The organism is Streptomyces sp. NPDC015127 (assembly GCF_043080095.1).
GTDB lineage: Bacteria > Actinomycetota > Actinomycetes > Streptomycetales > Streptomycetaceae > Streptomyces.
This window is the reverse complement of the sequence record NZ_JBIBVE010000006.1, coordinates 73,204-88,935: the sequence shown is the minus strand read 5'-3', so window position 1 is coordinate 88,935 and position 15,732 is coordinate 73,204. Positions and strand designations below refer to the sequence as shown.

The window sequence follows — 15,732 nt, the reverse complement described above, 5'->3', positions numbered from 1 at the left end:
ACCGAACGGCACCCCCCGGAGTGAGGGCGGGATAAGCGACCGACATAATGTCGGTCGTGGCGACAGCAACGACAGTAGAAACCGGGCACGCGCACCCGTCGGTCAATCGGCCGAACCTCACCAGCGTCGGAACCATCATCTGGTTGAGTTCCGAGCTGATGTTCTTCGCGGCCCTCTTCGCGATGTACTTCACCCTGCGATCGGTGACGGGTGCCGAGTTCTGGGCAGAGAAAGCCGATGCCCTGAACTTCCCGTTCTCGGCGACGAACACCACGATCCTGGTGCTCTCCTCCCTCACGTGTCAGCTCGGCGTCTTCGCCGCCGAGCGCGGCGACGTGAAGAAGCTGCGCACCTGGTTCGTGATCACCTTCGTGATGGGTGCGATCTTCATCGGTGGCCAGGTCTTCGAGTACACCGAGCTGGTCAAGCACGAGGGGCTCTCCCTCTCGTCCGACCCGTACGGCTCCGTGTTCTACCTGACCACCGGCTTCCACGGCCTTCACGTGACAGGCGGTCTCATCGCCTTCCTGCTGGTTCTCGGCAGGACGTACGCGGCCAGGAGATTCACCCACGAGCAGGCAACCGCCGCCATCGTCGTGTCCTACTACTGGCACTTCGTCGATGTCGTCTGGATCGGCCTCTTCGCCACGATCTACATGATCAAGTAATCGGCGCGGGCGGCACGCACCGAGCGGGCGCCGCCTGAAGCAGACACAGTCCAGAAGCATCGACGCAGAAGATCCTGACACCGGGGTAATCCGTGAAAAAGCTCTCCGCACGACGACGCCATCCGCTGGCGGCGGTCGTCGTCCTACTCCTCGCGCTGGCGGCCACTGGGGGGCTGTACGCCGCGTTCGCACCCGCGGACAAGGCGCAGGCCGATGAAACCGCCCAGTCCCTCGCCATCAAGGAGGGCCAGAAGCTCTACACCGTCGGCTGCGCCAGCTGCCACGGAACCGGCGGTCAGGGCACCTCCGACGGCCCCTCCCTGGTCGGCGTCGGCTCCGCAGCGGTCGACTTCCAGGTCGGCACCGGACGCATGCCCGCCCAGCAGCCCGGCGCGCAGGTGCCGAAGAAGAAGGTCATCTACACCCAGAAGGAGATCGACCAGCTCGCTGCGTACGTCGCCTCCCTGGGTGCCGGCCCGATCACGCCGACCGAGAAGGACTACAGCCCGGAGGGTGCGGACATCGCCAAGGGTGGCGAGCTCTTCCGCACCAACTGCGCCCAGTGCCACAACTTCACCGGTGAGGGCGGCGCCCTGACCGACGGCAAGTACGCCCCGAGCCTCGACGGCGTCAGCGCGAAGCACCTCTACGAGGCCATGCAGACCGGCCCGCAGAACATGCCGTCCTTCCCCGACACCGTGATGCCCCAGCAGCAGAAGCGGGACATCATCGCGTACGTCAACGCCGTGAACGGTGAGGAAACCCCGACCCCCGGCGGCTTCGCCCTCGGTGGCCTCGGCCCCGTGAGCGAGGGTCTGTTCGGCTGGATCTTCGGTCTGGGTTCGCTGATCGCTGTTGCCGTCTGGGTTGCGGCCCACACCGCTAAGGCCAAGAAGTCATGAGTAGCCAAGAGAATTCAGAAGAGAACCTGCCGGCAGAGCAGGGCACCGCGCACGACGCGGCTCACGGCGGCACCGCCGTCGCACAGCGTGACGAGAACCCGTTCGCCGACCCGGGACTGCCGGCCCACAAGCCGCGCGTCCAGGACATCGACGAGCGTGCGGCCAAGCGCTCCGAGCGCACCGTCGCCTTCCTGTTCACGCTGTCGATGCTCGCCACGGTCGGCTTCATCGCCTCCTTCGTGATCTTCGACGTCAAGAAGATCGTCTACATCTGGCCGCTCGGTCACATCAGCGCGCTGAACTTCGCGCTCGGTGTGACCCTGGGTCTCGCGCTCTTCTGCATCGGCGCCGGTGCCGTCCACTGGGCGCGCACCCTGATGTCCGACGTCGAGGTCGCCGACGATCGCCACGCGATCGAGGCCGCCCCCGAGGTCAAGGCCAAGGTGCTGTCGGACTTCGCCGACGGTGCGCGTGAGTCCGCGATCGGCCGCCGCGGCCTGATCCGCACCACCATGTTCGGCGCGCTGGCCATGGTGCCGCTCTCCGGTGTGGTGCTGCTGCGCGAGCTCGGCCCGCTGCCCGAGGACAAGCTCCGCCACACGCTGTGGGCCCGGGGCAAGACGCTCATCAACATGAACACGAACGAGCCGCTTCGTCCCGAGGACGTCGCGGTCGGGTCGCTGACCTTCGCCATGCCCGAGGGCCTGGAGGAGAGCGACCACGAGTTCAACACCGAGATCGCCAAGGCCGCCCTCATGCTCGTCCGCATCCAGCCGGAGGACATCAAGGACAGGCGCGAGCTCGAGTGGTCGCACGAGGGCATCGTCGCCTACTCGAAGATCTGCACCCACGTCGGCTGCCCGGTCAGCCTGTACGAGCAGCAGACGCACCACGTCCTCTGCCCGTGCCACCAGTCCACCTTCGACCTCTCCGACGGCGCCCGCGTCATCTTCGGCCCGGCCGGTCACCCGCTTCCGCAGCTGCGGATCGGTGTGAACGCCCAGGGCGAGCTCGAGGCGCTCGGCGACTTCGAAGAGCCTGTCGGTCCTGCCTTCTGGGAGCGCGGATGAGTACACAGACGGATACGCAGAAGAAGGCGCCCGCCGGCGAGCGGGTGGCCGACTGGGCGGACGGCCGGCTCGGGATCTACTCCCTGGCCAAGGCCAACATGCGGAAGATCTTCCCGGACCACTGGTCCTTCATGCTGGGTGAGATCGCGCTCTACAGCTTCATCATCATCATCCTCACGGGTGTGTACCTGACGCTGTTCTTCCACCCGAGCATGAACGAGATCGAGTACCACGGCTCGTACGTGCCGATGCAAGGCATCCGCATGACCGAGGCGTACGCCTCGACGCTGGACATCAGCTTCGACGTCCGCGGTGGTCTGCTCATCCGGCAGATCCACCACTGGGCCGCGCTGATCTTCCTCGCCGCCATGTTCGTGCACATGATGCGTGTGTTCTTCACCGGCGCGTTCCGCAAGCCGCGTGAGATCAACTGGCTGTTCGGATTCCTGCTGTTCGTCCTCGGCATGTTCACCGGCTTCACCGGTTACTCGCTGCCGGACGACCTGCTCTCCGGCACCGGTGTCCGCTTCACGCAGGGCGCGATCCTGGCCACGCCGATCGTCGGCACCTACATCTCGATGTTCCTGTTCGGCGGCGAGTTCCCCGGCCACGACATGGTGGCGCGGTTCTACTCGATCCACATCCTGCTGCTGCCGGGCATCATGCTTGGCCTCGTGGTGGCGCACCTGATCCTGGTCTTCTACCACAAGCACACGCAGTTCGCGGGCCCCGGCCGCACGAACAAGAACGTCGTCGGCATGCCGCTGCTGCCGGTGTACATGGCCAAGGCCGGAGGCTTCTTCTTCCTGGTCTTCGGTGTCATCGCGATCATCGCCGGCCTGTTCACCATCAACCCGGTGTGGGCGCTCGGCCCGTACCGCCCGGACCAGGTGTCCACCGGCGCCCAGCCCGACTGGTACATGGGCTTCGCCGAGGGTCTGATCCGTGTGATGCCGGGCTGGGAGATCAACCTGTGGGGTCACACGCTCGTGCTGGGCGTGTTCATCCCGCTGGTCATCTTCGGTCTGGTCCTCGCGGCGATCGCCGTCTACCCGTTCATCGAGTCGTGGATCACCGGCGACAAGCGCGAGCACCACATCCTGGACCGCCCGCGCAACGCGCCGACCCGTACCGCTCTGGGCGTCGCCTGGGTCACCGCGTACGTGATCATGCTGATCGGTGGCGGAAACGACATCTTCGCCACGCACTTCCACCTGTCGATCAACTCGATCACCTGGTTCGTGCGGATCACCTACTTCGTCGGACCGGTTCTCGCCTTCGTCATCACCAAGCGGATCTGCCTGGGTCTGCAGCGGCGCGACAAGGAGAAGGTGCTGCACGGACGCGAGTCCGGCATCATCAAGCGCCTGCCGCACGGCGAGTTCGTCGAGATCCACGAGCCGCTGTCGCAGGGTGACCGGTACAAGCTGACCGCGCACGAGCAGTACAAGCCCGCCGAGATCGGCCCGACGGTCGACGAGCACGGCGTGCGCCGCAAGGTCAGCCGTATGGAGAAGCTGCGGGTCAAGCTCAGCAAGGGCTACTACGGCGGCGACAACCAGGTCGCCAAGCCCACCGCCGACGAGTACAAGGAGATCACCAGCGGCCACGGCCACCACTGATCACCTGACCTCTTGGTCGCCACAGCGCGGGGCCCCGTCCATCGAATGGACGGGGCCCTTCGCTGTGCCCCGGGGCTGGATAGGGTGGGAGCCATCCTTATCGGCTGTGGACCCAGGAGCGGACCATGAACGTTGTGACCCCGGTTGGCGGCGACAGCGTGGCGGCCCACTCCTGGCCCAGCGTGCTGAACGCCCTCCTCGACAACCGCGACCAGAGCGCGGACGCCACCGCGTGGGCCATGGACCGCATCCTCAGCGGCGAAGCCACCGACGCGCAGATCGCCGGCTTCGCGGTGGCCCTGCGTGCCAAGGGCGAGACCGTCGAGGAGATCAGCGGTCTCGTACGGACCATGTACGAGCACGCCAACCTCATCGACGTCCCCGGCCCCAGCGTCGACATCGTCGGCACCGGCGGCGACGGCGCCAAGACGGTCAACATCTCCACCATGTCCGCGATCGTCGTCGCCGGTACGGGCGCGAAGGTCGTCAAGCACGGCAACCGGGCCGCGTCGTCGGCGAGCGGCGCCTCGGACGTCCTGGAGAAGCTCGGCGTCAACTTGGAGCTGACCCCGCAGCGCGTGGCCCAGGTCGCCGAGGAAGCCGGGATCACCTTCTGTTTCGCGGTGAAGTTCCACCCGGCGCTGCGGCATGTCGCCGCGGCCCGCAGGGAGCTCGGCATCCGCACCACCTTCAACTTCCTCGGGCCGCTCACCAACCCGGCCCGGGTCAAGGCGCAGGCCACCGGAGTCGCCGACGCCCGGATGGCGCCCATCGTCGCCGGCGTCCTCGCCGAGCGCGGCGCCTCCGCGCTCGTCTTCCGCGGCGACGACGGCCTGGACGAACTCACGACGACCGCGACGTCCCGCGTGTGGGTCGTGCGGAACGGCGCGGTGCGCGAGGAGGCGTTCGACCCCAGGGACCTCGGCATCGACCTGGTGCCCGTGGAGGCCCTGCGCGGCGCCGACGCGTCGTACAACGCGGACGTGGCACGCCGCCTGCTCGGCGGCGAGACCGGCCCGGTGCGGGACGCCGTCCTGCTCAACTCGGCGGCCGCGCTGGCCGCGCTGGAGCCGACCGACGGCACGCTGAACGAGCAGTTGGCGGCCGGCATGGCACGGGCGGCGCAGTCCATCGACTCGGGTGCGGCACGGGCGGCGCTGGAGCGCTGGGTGACGGCGAGCCATTCCTGACGCCGACGCGAGGGCGCGGTCCACTATCCGGACCGCGCCCTTGCGTCATCCGAGACGTATGGCAAGATGCTCTTCAAGGTCATGAGTGACAGCGATTACGGCCCCGGCCCGCTGTCCGGCAACCCTCCGTCCGTGGCGGGGTGCCCCGGGTGAAGACCAGGCCGCAGGCAGCGAGGTCTGTGGCAAGCGCGGACCCCCGCGACATCGTTCGAATGTCGCGTCCCTGGGGTCCTGGTCCTCAAGGGAGCTGTCTCGTGAGCAAGCGAATGCGATAGGGCGTTTCCGCCCCTTCTTCATCACACCTCCGCGCGGTGATGTCCGTGTGTCGAGGTCTTTCCCCGTACGCCGTCGTGCCGTCACGGGTTCTGTCGAAGCCAACTCGCCTTTCCTGCCGGGAGATACCGCCATGTCCGCACGCCCTGCCGCTTCCGCTCTCGCCTCCGCCGCTGTTGCCTCCGCCGACTCCGCCCCCTGCTGCGCCGAGCCGCTCCCGGTCCTCGGCCGGGACGTCACCGTCCCGCTCGTGACCGGTGGCGAAGTCACGTACGCCGCGCTCGACTACGCGGCGAGCGCGCCGGCGCTGCAGCGCGTGTGGGACGACGTCGCCGCGTACGCCCCGTACTACGGCAGCGTGCACCGGGGCGCCGGGTACCTGTCCCAGCTGTCCACCGACCTGTTCGAGAACAGCCGGGCGACCGTGCACTCCTTCCTCGACTGTCGGGACGGCGACCAGGTCGTCTTCACCCGGTCCACGACGGACTCGCTGAACCTGCTGGCCGCCGCCCTGCCCGCGGACTGCCAGGTCTTCGTCTTCGAGACCGAGCACCACGCCTCTCTGCTCCCGTGGCGCGACGCGCGGGTGACGTACCTCAACGCGCCGCGCACGCCCGGGGAAGCGGTACGGACGCTGGAGCACGCGCTCGCCGAGCGGGACCCGTACGGTCCGGCGCTTGTCTGCGTCACCGGTGCGTCCAACGTGACCGGTGAGCTGTGGCCGGTGAAGGAACTCGCGGCCGCCGCCCATGCGCACGGTGCGCGCATCGTGCTGGACGCCGCTCAGCTCGCGCCTCACCACCCCGTGTCCGTACGGGAGTTGGACGTCGACTGGGTCGCCTTCTCCGGGCACAAGCTGTACGCGCCGTTCGGCTCCGGCGTCCTCGCCGGCCGCGCGGACTGGCTCCAGGACGCGGAGCCGTACCTGGCGGGCGGCGGCGCGTCGCGGAAGGTGGCGCGGCGTACGGACGGCGGGGTCGACGTCGAATGGCACACGACGGCCGCGCGCCACGAGGCCGGTTCGCCGAACGTGATCGGCGTCTACTCGATCGCGTCCGCGTGCAAGGCGCTGACGGACGCCGGCTTCGACGCGCTGGTCGAGCGCGAGCAGCACCTGATCGCGAAGGTGCGCGAGGGGCTGGCGGAGGTGCCGGAGGTCCGCGTGCTGTCGCTCTTCGGCGACGACGCGCCGCGCGTGGGAGTCATCTCCTTCGTCGTCGACGGCTGGAACAGCTCGCACTTCGCGGCGGCGCTGTCGGCGGAGTACGGCATCGGCGTCCGCGACGGCCTGTTCTGCGCCCACCCGCTGGTGCGCACGCTGCTCGGCAGCGACCCGCAGGACGTCGGCGAGTGCGGTGCGCCGGAGGCTGAGCCGGGGGAGAAGTCGCTGAACGCGATCCGGGTGAGCTTCGGCGCGGGCACGCCGGACGAGCATGTGGAGCGTTTCGTGGAGGCGGTGCGGGAGCTGGTGCGCGAGGGCGCGAAGTGGACGTACCACACGGAGGACGGGCGCTGCGTCCCGGCGGTCTGACCCGGGGGCGCCGCGCCCCCGGGTGCCCCCTGCCGGGGGTGGTGCCGGGGGCCGGGGCCTCCGGAGTGGGGTACCCGGACTGCTTTACTCACCGCGCTTCGCGCGAGCTGCGGCGCTTTACGTCCGGGCACCCCTCTCCTCCGACCCCGACCCCCTCCGGTCGACTCGGCTGTGACAGGCCGGTGGCCGTCTCCACGACCGGTGGTCGCTGCCCTGGTCGGGCGGGTGTCCACGGACGGTCGGCGCAGGGGCCAACCCCGGGTCAGGGACGTGCAGGGGTCGTGTTCGGGACGTAAAGCGTCGTGAGATACCGCAACGCAGGTTCGTGAAAGCAGTCCCGGATACGAGCCCCGGAGGGGCCCGACGCAGCGGTCCCGGACCGGGCCCGGCCCGAGAGCCTGGTCAAGCCCCGAGCGCGCCGCGCTCCGAGAGGCGCTGCGGTCACGGGCCGGGCCAAGCCCGAGGGCGTCACCCGGTCGGTCGCCCGCGCAAGTGCTACGCGTCGAGGCCGATCGCGAACGCCGCCTCCAGGTCGTGCTGTGAGTACGTGCGGAACGCCACGTGCGTGTCCGTCGCCTCGACGCCCGGGATCTTGCTGATGCGGCCCGGGATCACATCCGCCAGGTCGTCGTGCTTCGCCACGCGCACCATGGCGATCAGGTCGTACGTGCCGGTCACGGAGAAGACCTCGCTGACGCTGTCCAGCGCCGCGATCGACTCGGCGATCTCGGGGATGCGGTCCACGCTGGTCTTGATGAGCACGATCGCGGTGATCACGGTTGGCTTTCTCCCTCGGTGGCCGCTGCAGATGTCCTCACTCTAGTCCCACCCCGGAATCGGCCCCACGCGTAGAGGAAGCCCGCCGAGAACCCGGCCAGGTGCGCCAGATAGGCGACCCCGGGGCCGCTGCCCGCGTTGCGGGCCGCCAGCCATTGCAGGACGAACCAGAAGATCAGTACCGCCCACGCGGGGAACCGCAGCGGCAGGAAGAAGAGGAACGGGAACAGGCTCGTCACCCGCGCCTTCGGGAACAGGAACAGGAACGCGCCGAGCACCGCGGAGATCGCCCCCGACGCGCCTACCAGCGTCTGCCGGGAGTCCGCGTTGGCCACCGCGTACACGAGCAGGGCCACGTAGCCGGCGCCCAGGTAGAACAGGGCGAACTGCGCATGCCCCATGCGTTCCTCGGCCATCGCGCCGAAGACGTAGAGGAAGAGCATGTTCCCCAGCAGGTGCAGCCAACTGCCGTGGATGAACAGGGCGGTGAGGGGTGTCAACAGGGCGCGGGGGGAGCCGCTCAGGAGGTCCGCCGGGATCACGCCCCAGTGTTCGAAGTACGCCTCCTGGGCCGCGAGCAGGGCGTCGCCGAGCCCGTGGCCGGGATTGAGTCCCGACACCGGGCTGACGACGAAGATCGCACAGCAGAGCGCGATCAGCCCGTAGGTGACGACCGGCCCCCTCGCCGCCCCCCGGATCGCGTCCCGCGCCGTGTCCTGCCGACTGATCATGGACAGAGCATGGCGTAGTGGGACCGAACGGTACAGAGTGCCTCGCCGTGACCGCGGGTACCCGGGAGGCCGTAGGGTTGCAGGCAGTACATCCGCAGTTCGACGGCGCACCGCGGCACAGGACCCGCACGACGGAAGAGGACGGCACGATGACGACGGTTCCCTGGCCTACCGCCGAGACCAGGTGGCGCTGCACACTCTGCGGCAATCTCACACGCTTCGACGTCACGCGCTCGTCCAAGGTCGTCGAGTACGTCCACCTCGACCTCGCCGGGGAGCCGACCGTCGAAGAGCGCGAGGTGGTCAGTGAGACCATCGAGTCGGTCCGCTGCCGCTGGTGCAACGCGGTGGATCAGATCGAGCTGGTGGACAGGCCGGGCGCCGCTTCCTGAGGGAGAGCGGCCCGCAAGGGTGGTAGGGGTGACGGATCGTGGAGCAGCCCGCGAGTGGCGCGGAGCCGGCCGGTGCGGCCGGTGACGCCGCCGAGGCGCTCGACCGCCCGCTGCCCGAAGGGGTGCGGCGCCGGGTCGTCGCGCTGGTCTCGGACGCGTTCGGCGGCCTGACCGTCGCCGAGCTGCCGTCCCAGCTGAGGCAGTACGCCCGGTTCACCCCCACCCGCCGGGCCAAGTTCGCCGGCAACGCGATGGCCGCCGCGCTGGAGAGCGACACGCTCTTCCGGCAGCGCATCGGCGAGCGGCTGGGCAAGGCGCAGCCCGAGCTCGCCCGCGCCCTGGAGTCCGGTGCGCCGCCCGCCGCCGCCGATCCGGTCGACGTGGCGGCCGCCGCGTATGTGCTGCGTCCCGCCGGATGGGTGAAACTCGTCGCCGCGGCGGGCGAGGAGGTCCAGCGCGCGGACGCCGAGCGTGCCGACGAGGCCGGGCGGCGCGAGCTGGAGCGGCTGCGCGAGGAACTGGCCGAGGCGCGCGGCCAGATCAGGGCCGAAACCGAGCGGCTGCGCACGGAGCTGGACACCGCCCGCAAGGAGAGCGAGTCCCTGGGGCGCAAGCTGCGCAGCGCGCAGGCCGACGTGAAGCGCGGCGAGGCCGCGCTGCGCCGTACGGCCGCCGAGATGGAGTCGATCAGGGCACAGGCCGCGGCCCAGGTGTCGGCGGCGGAGAGCGAGAGCCGCCGGCTCAAGGCCCGCCTGGCCGAGGCCGAGGCGGCGGTGGAGGCGGGGCGGCGGGCCGCCCGCGAGGGGCGTTCCATCGAGGACATGCGGCTGCGGCTGCTGCTGGACACCGTGCTGGACGCGGCCCAGGGGCTGCGCCGCGAACTGGCGCTGCCGCCCGCCGGCGTCCACCCCGCCGACACGGTCGACGCCGTCGAGCCGGGGCGGATGTCCCCCAAGGACATCGCGGCCCGTGCCCTCTCGGAGACCGACCCCGCGCTGCTGGACCAACTGCTGGCGCTGCCCCAGGCGCATGTCGTCGTCGACGGCTACAACGTCACCAAGACCGGCTATCCGACGATGCCGTTGGAGAAGCAGCGGCTGCGGCTGCTCGGCGGGCTCTCGGTGCTCGCCGCGCAGACCGGCGCCGAGGTCACCTGTGTCTTCGACGGCGCCGAACTGGCGGCGCCCGTGCTGCTGGCGCCGCCGCGTGGGGTGCGGGTGCTGTTCTCCAAGCCGGGGGTCACCGCGGACGAGCTGATCCGTCAGCTGGTGCGTGCCGAGCCGCCCGGCCGGCCGGTGGTGGTCGTGTCGACCGACCGCGAGGTGGCCGACGGGGTGGCCAAGGCGGGTGCCCGCCCGGTCCCGTCCGCCTTGTTGCTGAAGCGGCTTTCGCGGCTGTCGTAACTCCCGCCGCAAATGACCGAATTGATATCGGTGCCGCTGGACAGTGAGTCAAGTGACCATTACTACGCGTGTGATGTGAGTAAAGAATGCGCGCGGCGGCCCATATTTTTCCGATGAGGATTTGAACTGATCACAAGAAGGTCACTAAGGTCGGGCCTCGAACCTTCGCGCGGTTGATCGTCCATCCGGGGCGACAGCGAAGGTACCGCCGAGTTCGTACAGTTCGCCCCTTTTTCCCCCAGGGATCCGACGTGCGGACGCCGGGGATTAAACCCCCCACAGCCCGGTAGGCGGCTGAGGAAGAAGGAGCTCGCCTTCGTGGCGTCCCACCGTCGTCCCAAGCAGCCGAGCCGCACCCGTGTGACCGTGCTCACCGCGACCGCCGCTGCCGCTGTCGCGCTGACCGCCCAGACCGCCCAGGCCGACCCGAAGCCGAGCAAGAGCGAGGTCAAGGCGAAGGTCGACAAGCTCTACGAAGAGGCGGAGCACGCCACCGAGAAGTACAACGGGGCCAAGGAGAAGCAGGAGAAGCTCGACGAGCAGATCGACGCGCTGCAGGACAAGGTGGCGCGTGGTCAGGAAGAGCTCAACGCCCTGCGCGGCAGCCTCGGTTCGGTCGCGAGCGCCCAGTACCGCACCGGCGGCATCGACCCGTCGGTCCAGCTCTTCCTCTCCGGCGACCCGGACACCTACCTGGACAAGGCCTCCGCGCTGGACCAGCTCGGCGCCAAGCAGACCGAGGCGATCCAGGAGATCCAGGCGAAGCAGCGCACGCTCGCGCAGCAGCGCCAGGAGGCCCAGGGCAAGCTCAAGGACCTGGCCGACACCCGCAAGGAACTCGGCGCCAAGAAGAAGGAAGTCCAGGGCAAGCTCGCCGAGGCGCAGAAGCTGCTCAACACCCTCACCGCCGCCGAGCGTGCCGCGCTCGCCGCCGACGAGAGCCGCGCCAACCGCGCCAGCTCGCGCGCCGACCTCGGCAACGCCGTCCCCGCGTCGCAGCGTGCCGCTGCCGCGTTCTCGGCCGCCCAGTCCAAGATCGGCTCGCCGTACGTCTACGGCGCCTCCGGCCCGAGCTCCTTCGACTGCTCCGGCCTCACCTCCTGGGCGTACGCGCAGGCCGGTGTCTCCATACCGCGCACCTCGCAGGCCCAGGCCAGTGCCGGTACGCGCATCTCCTCGCAGAGCCAGCTCCAGCAGGGCGACCTGGTCTTCTTCTACGGCGACCTGCACCACGTCGGCTTCTACGCCGGCAACGGACAGGTGCTGCACGCGCCCAAGCCGGGTGCCAGCGTGCGGTACGAGTCCATCAACAACATGCCGTACATGTTCGGTGTGCGTGTCTGAGCCTGCGCGCCTGCATGACGAATCGTTCGACGGGCTTTCACACCCGCCCGAACGGGGGAATTCCGTCATAACTCGCTGACGCTCCGCCCCGCCGGTGACCTGTGGTCTCCGGCGGGGCGTCACTTTGTGTGCCCGCAGCGGTCGTTGGCCGCCCTGTGGTCGCACGGCTACTCTCTGCCGCGCAAGATCCCAGTCCTTCGAGTTCTGCGAAGTGTGCGGAAGGGAGCGCGGCACGTGGTGTCCCACCGCCGACCCTCACAGACCGGTCTCACCGCGAGTGCCCGGATCACCGTCCTGTCCGCCGCGGCGGCGACAGCGGCCGCGGCCTTCGGAGCGGCGCCCGCGGGCGCCGAGCCCCAGGAGTCCCCGCAGGCCACCCGGGCCAAGGTCGACCGCCTCTACGAGGAGGCCGAGAAGGCCACCGAGCGCTTCAACGCGGCCGGCGAGACCGCCGAGCGGCTGCGCGAGCGCGTGGCGCGCACCCAGGACAGCGTCGCCCGCGGCCAGGAGCGCATCAACCGCATGCGCGAGGCACTGGGTTCCGTGGCCGGGGCCCAGTACCGCTCCGGCGGGGTGGACCCGGCGCTGGAGCTGTTCCTGTCCGCCGACCCGGACACCTACCTCGAACGCGCCGCCGTCCTGGAGCGTGTCAGCGAACGCCAGTCGGCCGCCCTGGGCGACCTGCGCCGCGAACAACGCGACCTGGGGCAGGAACGGGCCGAGGCCGCCAGGGACCTCGCCGACCTGGAACGCAGCCGGTCCGCCGTGGCCCGCCACAAGCGCGTCGTCGAGCGCAAGCTCTCCGAGGCACGCAGGCTCCTGAACGCCCTGCCGGACGAGGAGCGCGCCGACGTCGACCGCGCCTCGCGCGCGGGCCGCGACGATGTCCTGCCGGAGCTGGCGGGCCTCGCGCCCGGCTCGGCGCACGCGGCCGCCGCCGCGCTCGCCGCCCGCAGCGCGGTCGGCCGCCCCTATGTGTGGGGCGCCAACGGCCCCTCGGGCTTCGACTGTTCGGGCCTCGTGCAGTGGTCGTACGCGCAGGCCGGGGTCGGCCTGCCGCGCACCTCGCAGGCGCAGGCGAACGCCGGCCGCCGCATCCCGCTGTCCGAGGCGCGGCCCGGCGACATTGTCACCTACCGCGGCGACGCCAGCCATGTCGGGATGTACATGGGCAACGGCCAGGTCGTCCACGCCCCCTACCCGGGGGCCGCGGTGCGCTACGACCCGGTCGGCATGATGCCGGTCCACGCGGTCACACGGGTCTGAGCCGGGGTCCGACCCGGAGAAGGCCCGCGGGGTTGGGGCTGCGCTCCCCGTACCGTTCCGGCGTGCTTTCCGTACGATCGACAGGGTGGCAGGTCAGCGGCGCACACAGCGCACATCGGCACGGCGCACGGCGGGCTTCGGGCTCGCCGTGCTGGTGCTCGCGTCCGGCTGCACGACCGCCCACAAGCCGGTGGACCCCACCGTGGACGAGATCCAGCAGACCCTGGACGCGCGGGGCGAGGCCGTCGTCGAGGGGGACCGCACCGGCTATCTCGCAGCGCTCGACCCCGGCGCCGCCGCCCTGCGGAAGCAGCAGGGCAGGGAGTTCGACAACATGGCCGACATCCCCTTCGACGCGTGGGAGTACCGCATCCGGGGCGTACGCCACCAGGGCGCACGCGCCGTCGCCGACACCGAGCTGCGCTACCGCGTCGACGGCTACGACAGCGCCCCCGTCACGGCCGACCGCACCCTGGAGCTCACCGAGCGCGACGGCCGCTGGTACGTGACCGCGGACGAGCCGGGCACGGGCGCCCCACAGCAGCTGTGGCAGCAGGGCGACGTGCGGGCCGTACGGGGCAGCCGCAGCCTGGTCCTCGGCGTCGGCCAGGACGACAAGCGGCTGCGGGAGCTCGCGGCCGCCGCCGACCGGGCCGTGCCCGCCGTCATGGACGCCTGGCCGTCGAAGTGGGTCGGCCGGGTGGTCGTCCTCGTCCCGTCGTCCGTCGAGTCCATGGGCCGGCTGCTGGGCGCTCCGGCCGCCGGATACCGGGGCATCGCCGCGGTCACCACGGGCGAGACGGGGCGGAAGGACGGCACGACCGCCGACCGGGTGATCGTGAACCCGGAGGCCTACGGCCTGCTCGGAGACTTCGGACGGGGCATCGTGCTCACCCACGAGACCACCCATGTGGCGACCCGCGCCGATACCTCGGCCGCCACCCCGATGTGGCTCTCCGAGGGCTTCGCCGACTGGGTCGCCTACCGGGGCACGGGCCGTACGGCCGCGGAGACCGCGCCCGAGCTGCGGGACGCGGTGAGCGGCGGAGAGGTGCCCGTGGCCCTGCCCGACGACGAGGGCTTCGCGTTCGGCGGGGACGCCGACGCCCTGGCACGGGCCTACGAAGGCGGCTGGCTGGCCTGCGAGATGGTCGCGGACCGCTGGGGCGAGGACGCGCTCAGGGAGTTCTACCGGACCGTCGGCGCGTCCGAGCATCGGGAGGGCGCGGTCGAACGGGCGCTGGGAGAGGTGCTGGGCATCACGGCGGACGAGTTCACCGCGCGGTGGCAGGACTATCTGCGCGAGCGTCTGGGCTGACGGCTCCCTCCGCACCGGCCCGCCGGCCCGGGACCGTGGCCCGCCACAGCCGCCGGCAGGCGACGAGCGTCGCGGCCACCAGCAGCCCGTTGCGCAGGAAGAGCAGGGCGATGCCGAGACCGTCGCTCGCCACGACGTGCGCGAACCACACGGGGAACTCCAGCACTGTGACCCCGGCCGCGGCCAGCGTGAGCAGCGCCGGGCGCACCATCCGGGTCTCCTGCCGCACCAGGCACACCGCGGCGAGCCCCACCAGCCAGACCAGGTACTGCGGGCTGATCACCCGGCTCGTGGTGGTGAACAGCAGCACGGCCGCGAACGCCGCGTCGGGCAGTGTCGCCGCACCCCACTGACGGGCCCGCAGCCGCCACACCACCAGCCAGCCGAGGGCGAGGACGCTCAGTGCCATCGAGACCCCGCTGACCAGCGGGACGTAGGGGCCGACGAACTCGACCGAGCCGTAGTTCAGCAGCACCTGCCCGTGCCACCCGAAGTGCCGGGCGACATGGAAGACGAGCGCGCCCAGCGACTCCACCTCGGTGCCCCGGTCGCGCTGGAACGTCAGAAAGGCCAGAGCACCCGGCAGAGAGAAGGCGAACGCCAGCGTCAGCCACGCGCCCGTCACCGCCGCCGTGCCCCAGGCGCGGCGCGACGCCCGCCCGCGCGGCACGCCCACGAGCAGCAGCACCGGCCACACCTTCAGCAGCGCGCCGAGACCCGCCAGCGCCCCCAGGGCGTGCGGGCGGCGGCAGCCGGCCAGAAGAGCGGCCACCGCGACTGCGGTGACCATCAGGTCGTAGCGGGCGTAGCCCGTCGGCCCGAGCAGCGGCACGCCCACGACCCACATCCAGGTGCCCCGCCGCCCGGTCCCGCCCCGCTCCGCGTACCGCAGCAGTCCGAGGACCAGCAGGTCGCACAGGAGGACGAGGACGAAGAACGCGGTGGAGTAGGCGAGGCCGGGCACGAGACCGGGCGCGAGGATCGCGAGCGCGGCGGCGGGCGGGTACTGCCAGGTGACGTCGTCCAGCGGAAACGTCCCCGTGCGCAGCACCTCGTGCCAGCCCTGGTAGATCACCGAGACGTCGAGCGTGACATCGGGGCCGGGGAACGTGACCGCCTTGGAGACGCACAGCAGCAGCGCCGTACGGGTGAGGACCCACACCGCGAGCGGGGCCCCCGCGCCCCGCGCCGCCGCCTTCGGCATGCCGCCCCTTTCGTCGGGGGAGTGGCTGCCCATCATGCCGC

At 70.6% G+C, this 15,732-nt stretch carries 14 protein-coding genes and 1 riboswitch; of the genes, 11 read left to right on the top strand and 3 right to left on the bottom strand.

The genetic code is table 11. The features are described from left to right. Positions 1–47 precede the first annotated feature (47 nt). The 6 genes from ACF08N_RS13640 to ACF08N_RS13615 all read left to right on the top strand — a co-directional run bounded on the left by ACF08N_RS13640 (position 48) and on the right by ACF08N_RS13615 (position 7,256). A complete protein-coding gene (locus ACF08N_RS13640; RefSeq protein WP_005318575.1) occupies positions 48–668 on the top strand; it encodes a heme-copper oxidase subunit III in 621 nt (206 codons plus the stop codon). A 92-nt stretch (positions 669–760) separates the two neighbouring features. Then, a complete protein-coding gene (locus ACF08N_RS13635) occupies positions 761–1,570 on the top strand; it encodes a c-type cytochrome (RefSeq protein WP_392324768.1) in 810 nt (269 codons plus the stop codon). After that, positions 1,567–2,640, top strand: a complete 1,074-nt coding sequence (locus ACF08N_RS13630) for a Rieske 2Fe-2S domain-containing protein (protein WP_392324767.1) — start codon at positions 1,567–1,569, stop codon at positions 2,638–2,640. The genes ACF08N_RS13635 and ACF08N_RS13630 overlap by 4 nt, the downstream gene beginning before the upstream one ends. After that, positions 2,637–4,262: a cytochrome bc complex cytochrome b subunit gene (locus ACF08N_RS13625; RefSeq protein WP_392324766.1), complete on the top strand. Its 1,626-nt coding sequence runs from the start codon at positions 2,637–2,639 to the stop codon at positions 4,260–4,262. Before ACF08N_RS13630 ends, ACF08N_RS13625 begins: the two co-directional genes overlap by 4 nt. 125 nt (positions 4,263–4,387) lie before the next feature. Continuing rightward, positions 4,388–5,452, top strand: coding sequence for an anthranilate phosphoribosyltransferase (trpD, locus tag ACF08N_RS13620; RefSeq protein WP_392324765.1), 1,065 nt, complete (start codon positions 4,388–4,390; stop codon positions 5,450–5,452). Positions 5,453–5,529: 77 nt separating this feature from the next. Then, positions 5,530–5,647: riboswitch (SAM riboswitch) on the top strand. Positions 5,648–5,858: 211 nt separating this feature from the next. Next, positions 5,859–7,256: an aminotransferase class V-fold PLP-dependent enzyme gene (locus ACF08N_RS13615; RefSeq protein WP_392324764.1), complete on the top strand. Its 1,398-nt coding sequence runs from the start codon at positions 5,859–5,861 to the stop codon at positions 7,254–7,256. A 495-nt stretch (positions 7,257–7,751) separates the two neighbouring features. Here ACF08N_RS13615 and ACF08N_RS13610 read toward each other — a convergent pair whose 3' ends face one another. Both ACF08N_RS13610 and ACF08N_RS13605 read right to left on the bottom strand, forming a co-directional pair. Beyond that, positions 7,752–8,033: an Lrp/AsnC family transcriptional regulator gene (locus ACF08N_RS13610; RefSeq protein WP_031069742.1), complete on the bottom strand. Its 282-nt coding sequence runs from the start codon at positions 8,031–8,033 to the stop codon at positions 7,752–7,754. Beyond that, complete coding sequence (locus tag ACF08N_RS13605; RefSeq protein WP_392324763.1) at positions 8,030–8,764, bottom strand: rhomboid family intramembrane serine protease; 735 nt, start codon at positions 8,762–8,764, stop codon at positions 8,030–8,032. The genes ACF08N_RS13610 and ACF08N_RS13605 overlap by 4 nt, the downstream gene beginning before the upstream one ends. Positions 8,765–8,913: 149 nt before the next feature. Here ACF08N_RS13605 and ACF08N_RS13600 point away from each other — a divergent pair, with 149 nt between their 5' ends. The 5 genes from ACF08N_RS13600 (at position 8,914) to ACF08N_RS13580 (ending at position 14,487) form a co-directional block, all read left to right on the top strand. Next, the gene (locus tag ACF08N_RS13600; protein ID WP_177152820.1) at positions 8,914–9,156 is read left to right on the top strand and encodes a hypothetical protein; all 243 of its coding nucleotides are present in this window, start codon (positions 8,914–8,916) and stop codon (positions 9,154–9,156) included. Positions 9,157–9,194: 38 nt separating this feature from the next. Then, positions 9,195–10,559, top strand: coding sequence for an NYN domain-containing protein (locus ACF08N_RS13595; RefSeq protein ID WP_392324762.1), 1,365 nt, complete (start codon positions 9,195–9,197; stop codon positions 10,557–10,559). Between the two features lie 318 nt (positions 10,560–10,877). Then, complete coding sequence (locus ACF08N_RS13590) at positions 10,878–11,903, top strand: NlpC/P60 family protein (protein WP_392324761.1); 1,026 nt, start codon at positions 10,878–10,880, stop codon at positions 11,901–11,903. A gap of 234 nt (positions 11,904–12,137) precedes the next feature. After that, positions 12,138–13,169, top strand: coding sequence for an NlpC/P60 family protein (locus ACF08N_RS13585; protein WP_392324760.1), 1,032 nt, complete (start codon positions 12,138–12,140; stop codon positions 13,167–13,169). Positions 13,170–13,254: 85 nt separating this feature from the next. Further along, positions 13,255–14,487 (top strand): hypothetical protein, encoded by a 1,233-nt coding sequence (locus tag ACF08N_RS13580; protein WP_392324759.1) that lies wholly within the window; start codon positions 13,255–13,257, stop codon positions 14,485–14,487. Here ACF08N_RS13580 and ACF08N_RS13575 read toward each other — a convergent pair. Continuing rightward, entirely contained in the window at positions 14,444–15,691 is a 1,248-nt protein-coding gene (locus ACF08N_RS13575; RefSeq protein ID WP_392324758.1) for a glycosyltransferase 87 family protein, read from the bottom strand. The genes ACF08N_RS13580 and ACF08N_RS13575 overlap by 44 nt on opposite strands. Between the last annotated feature and the right edge of the window lie 41 nt (positions 15,692–15,732).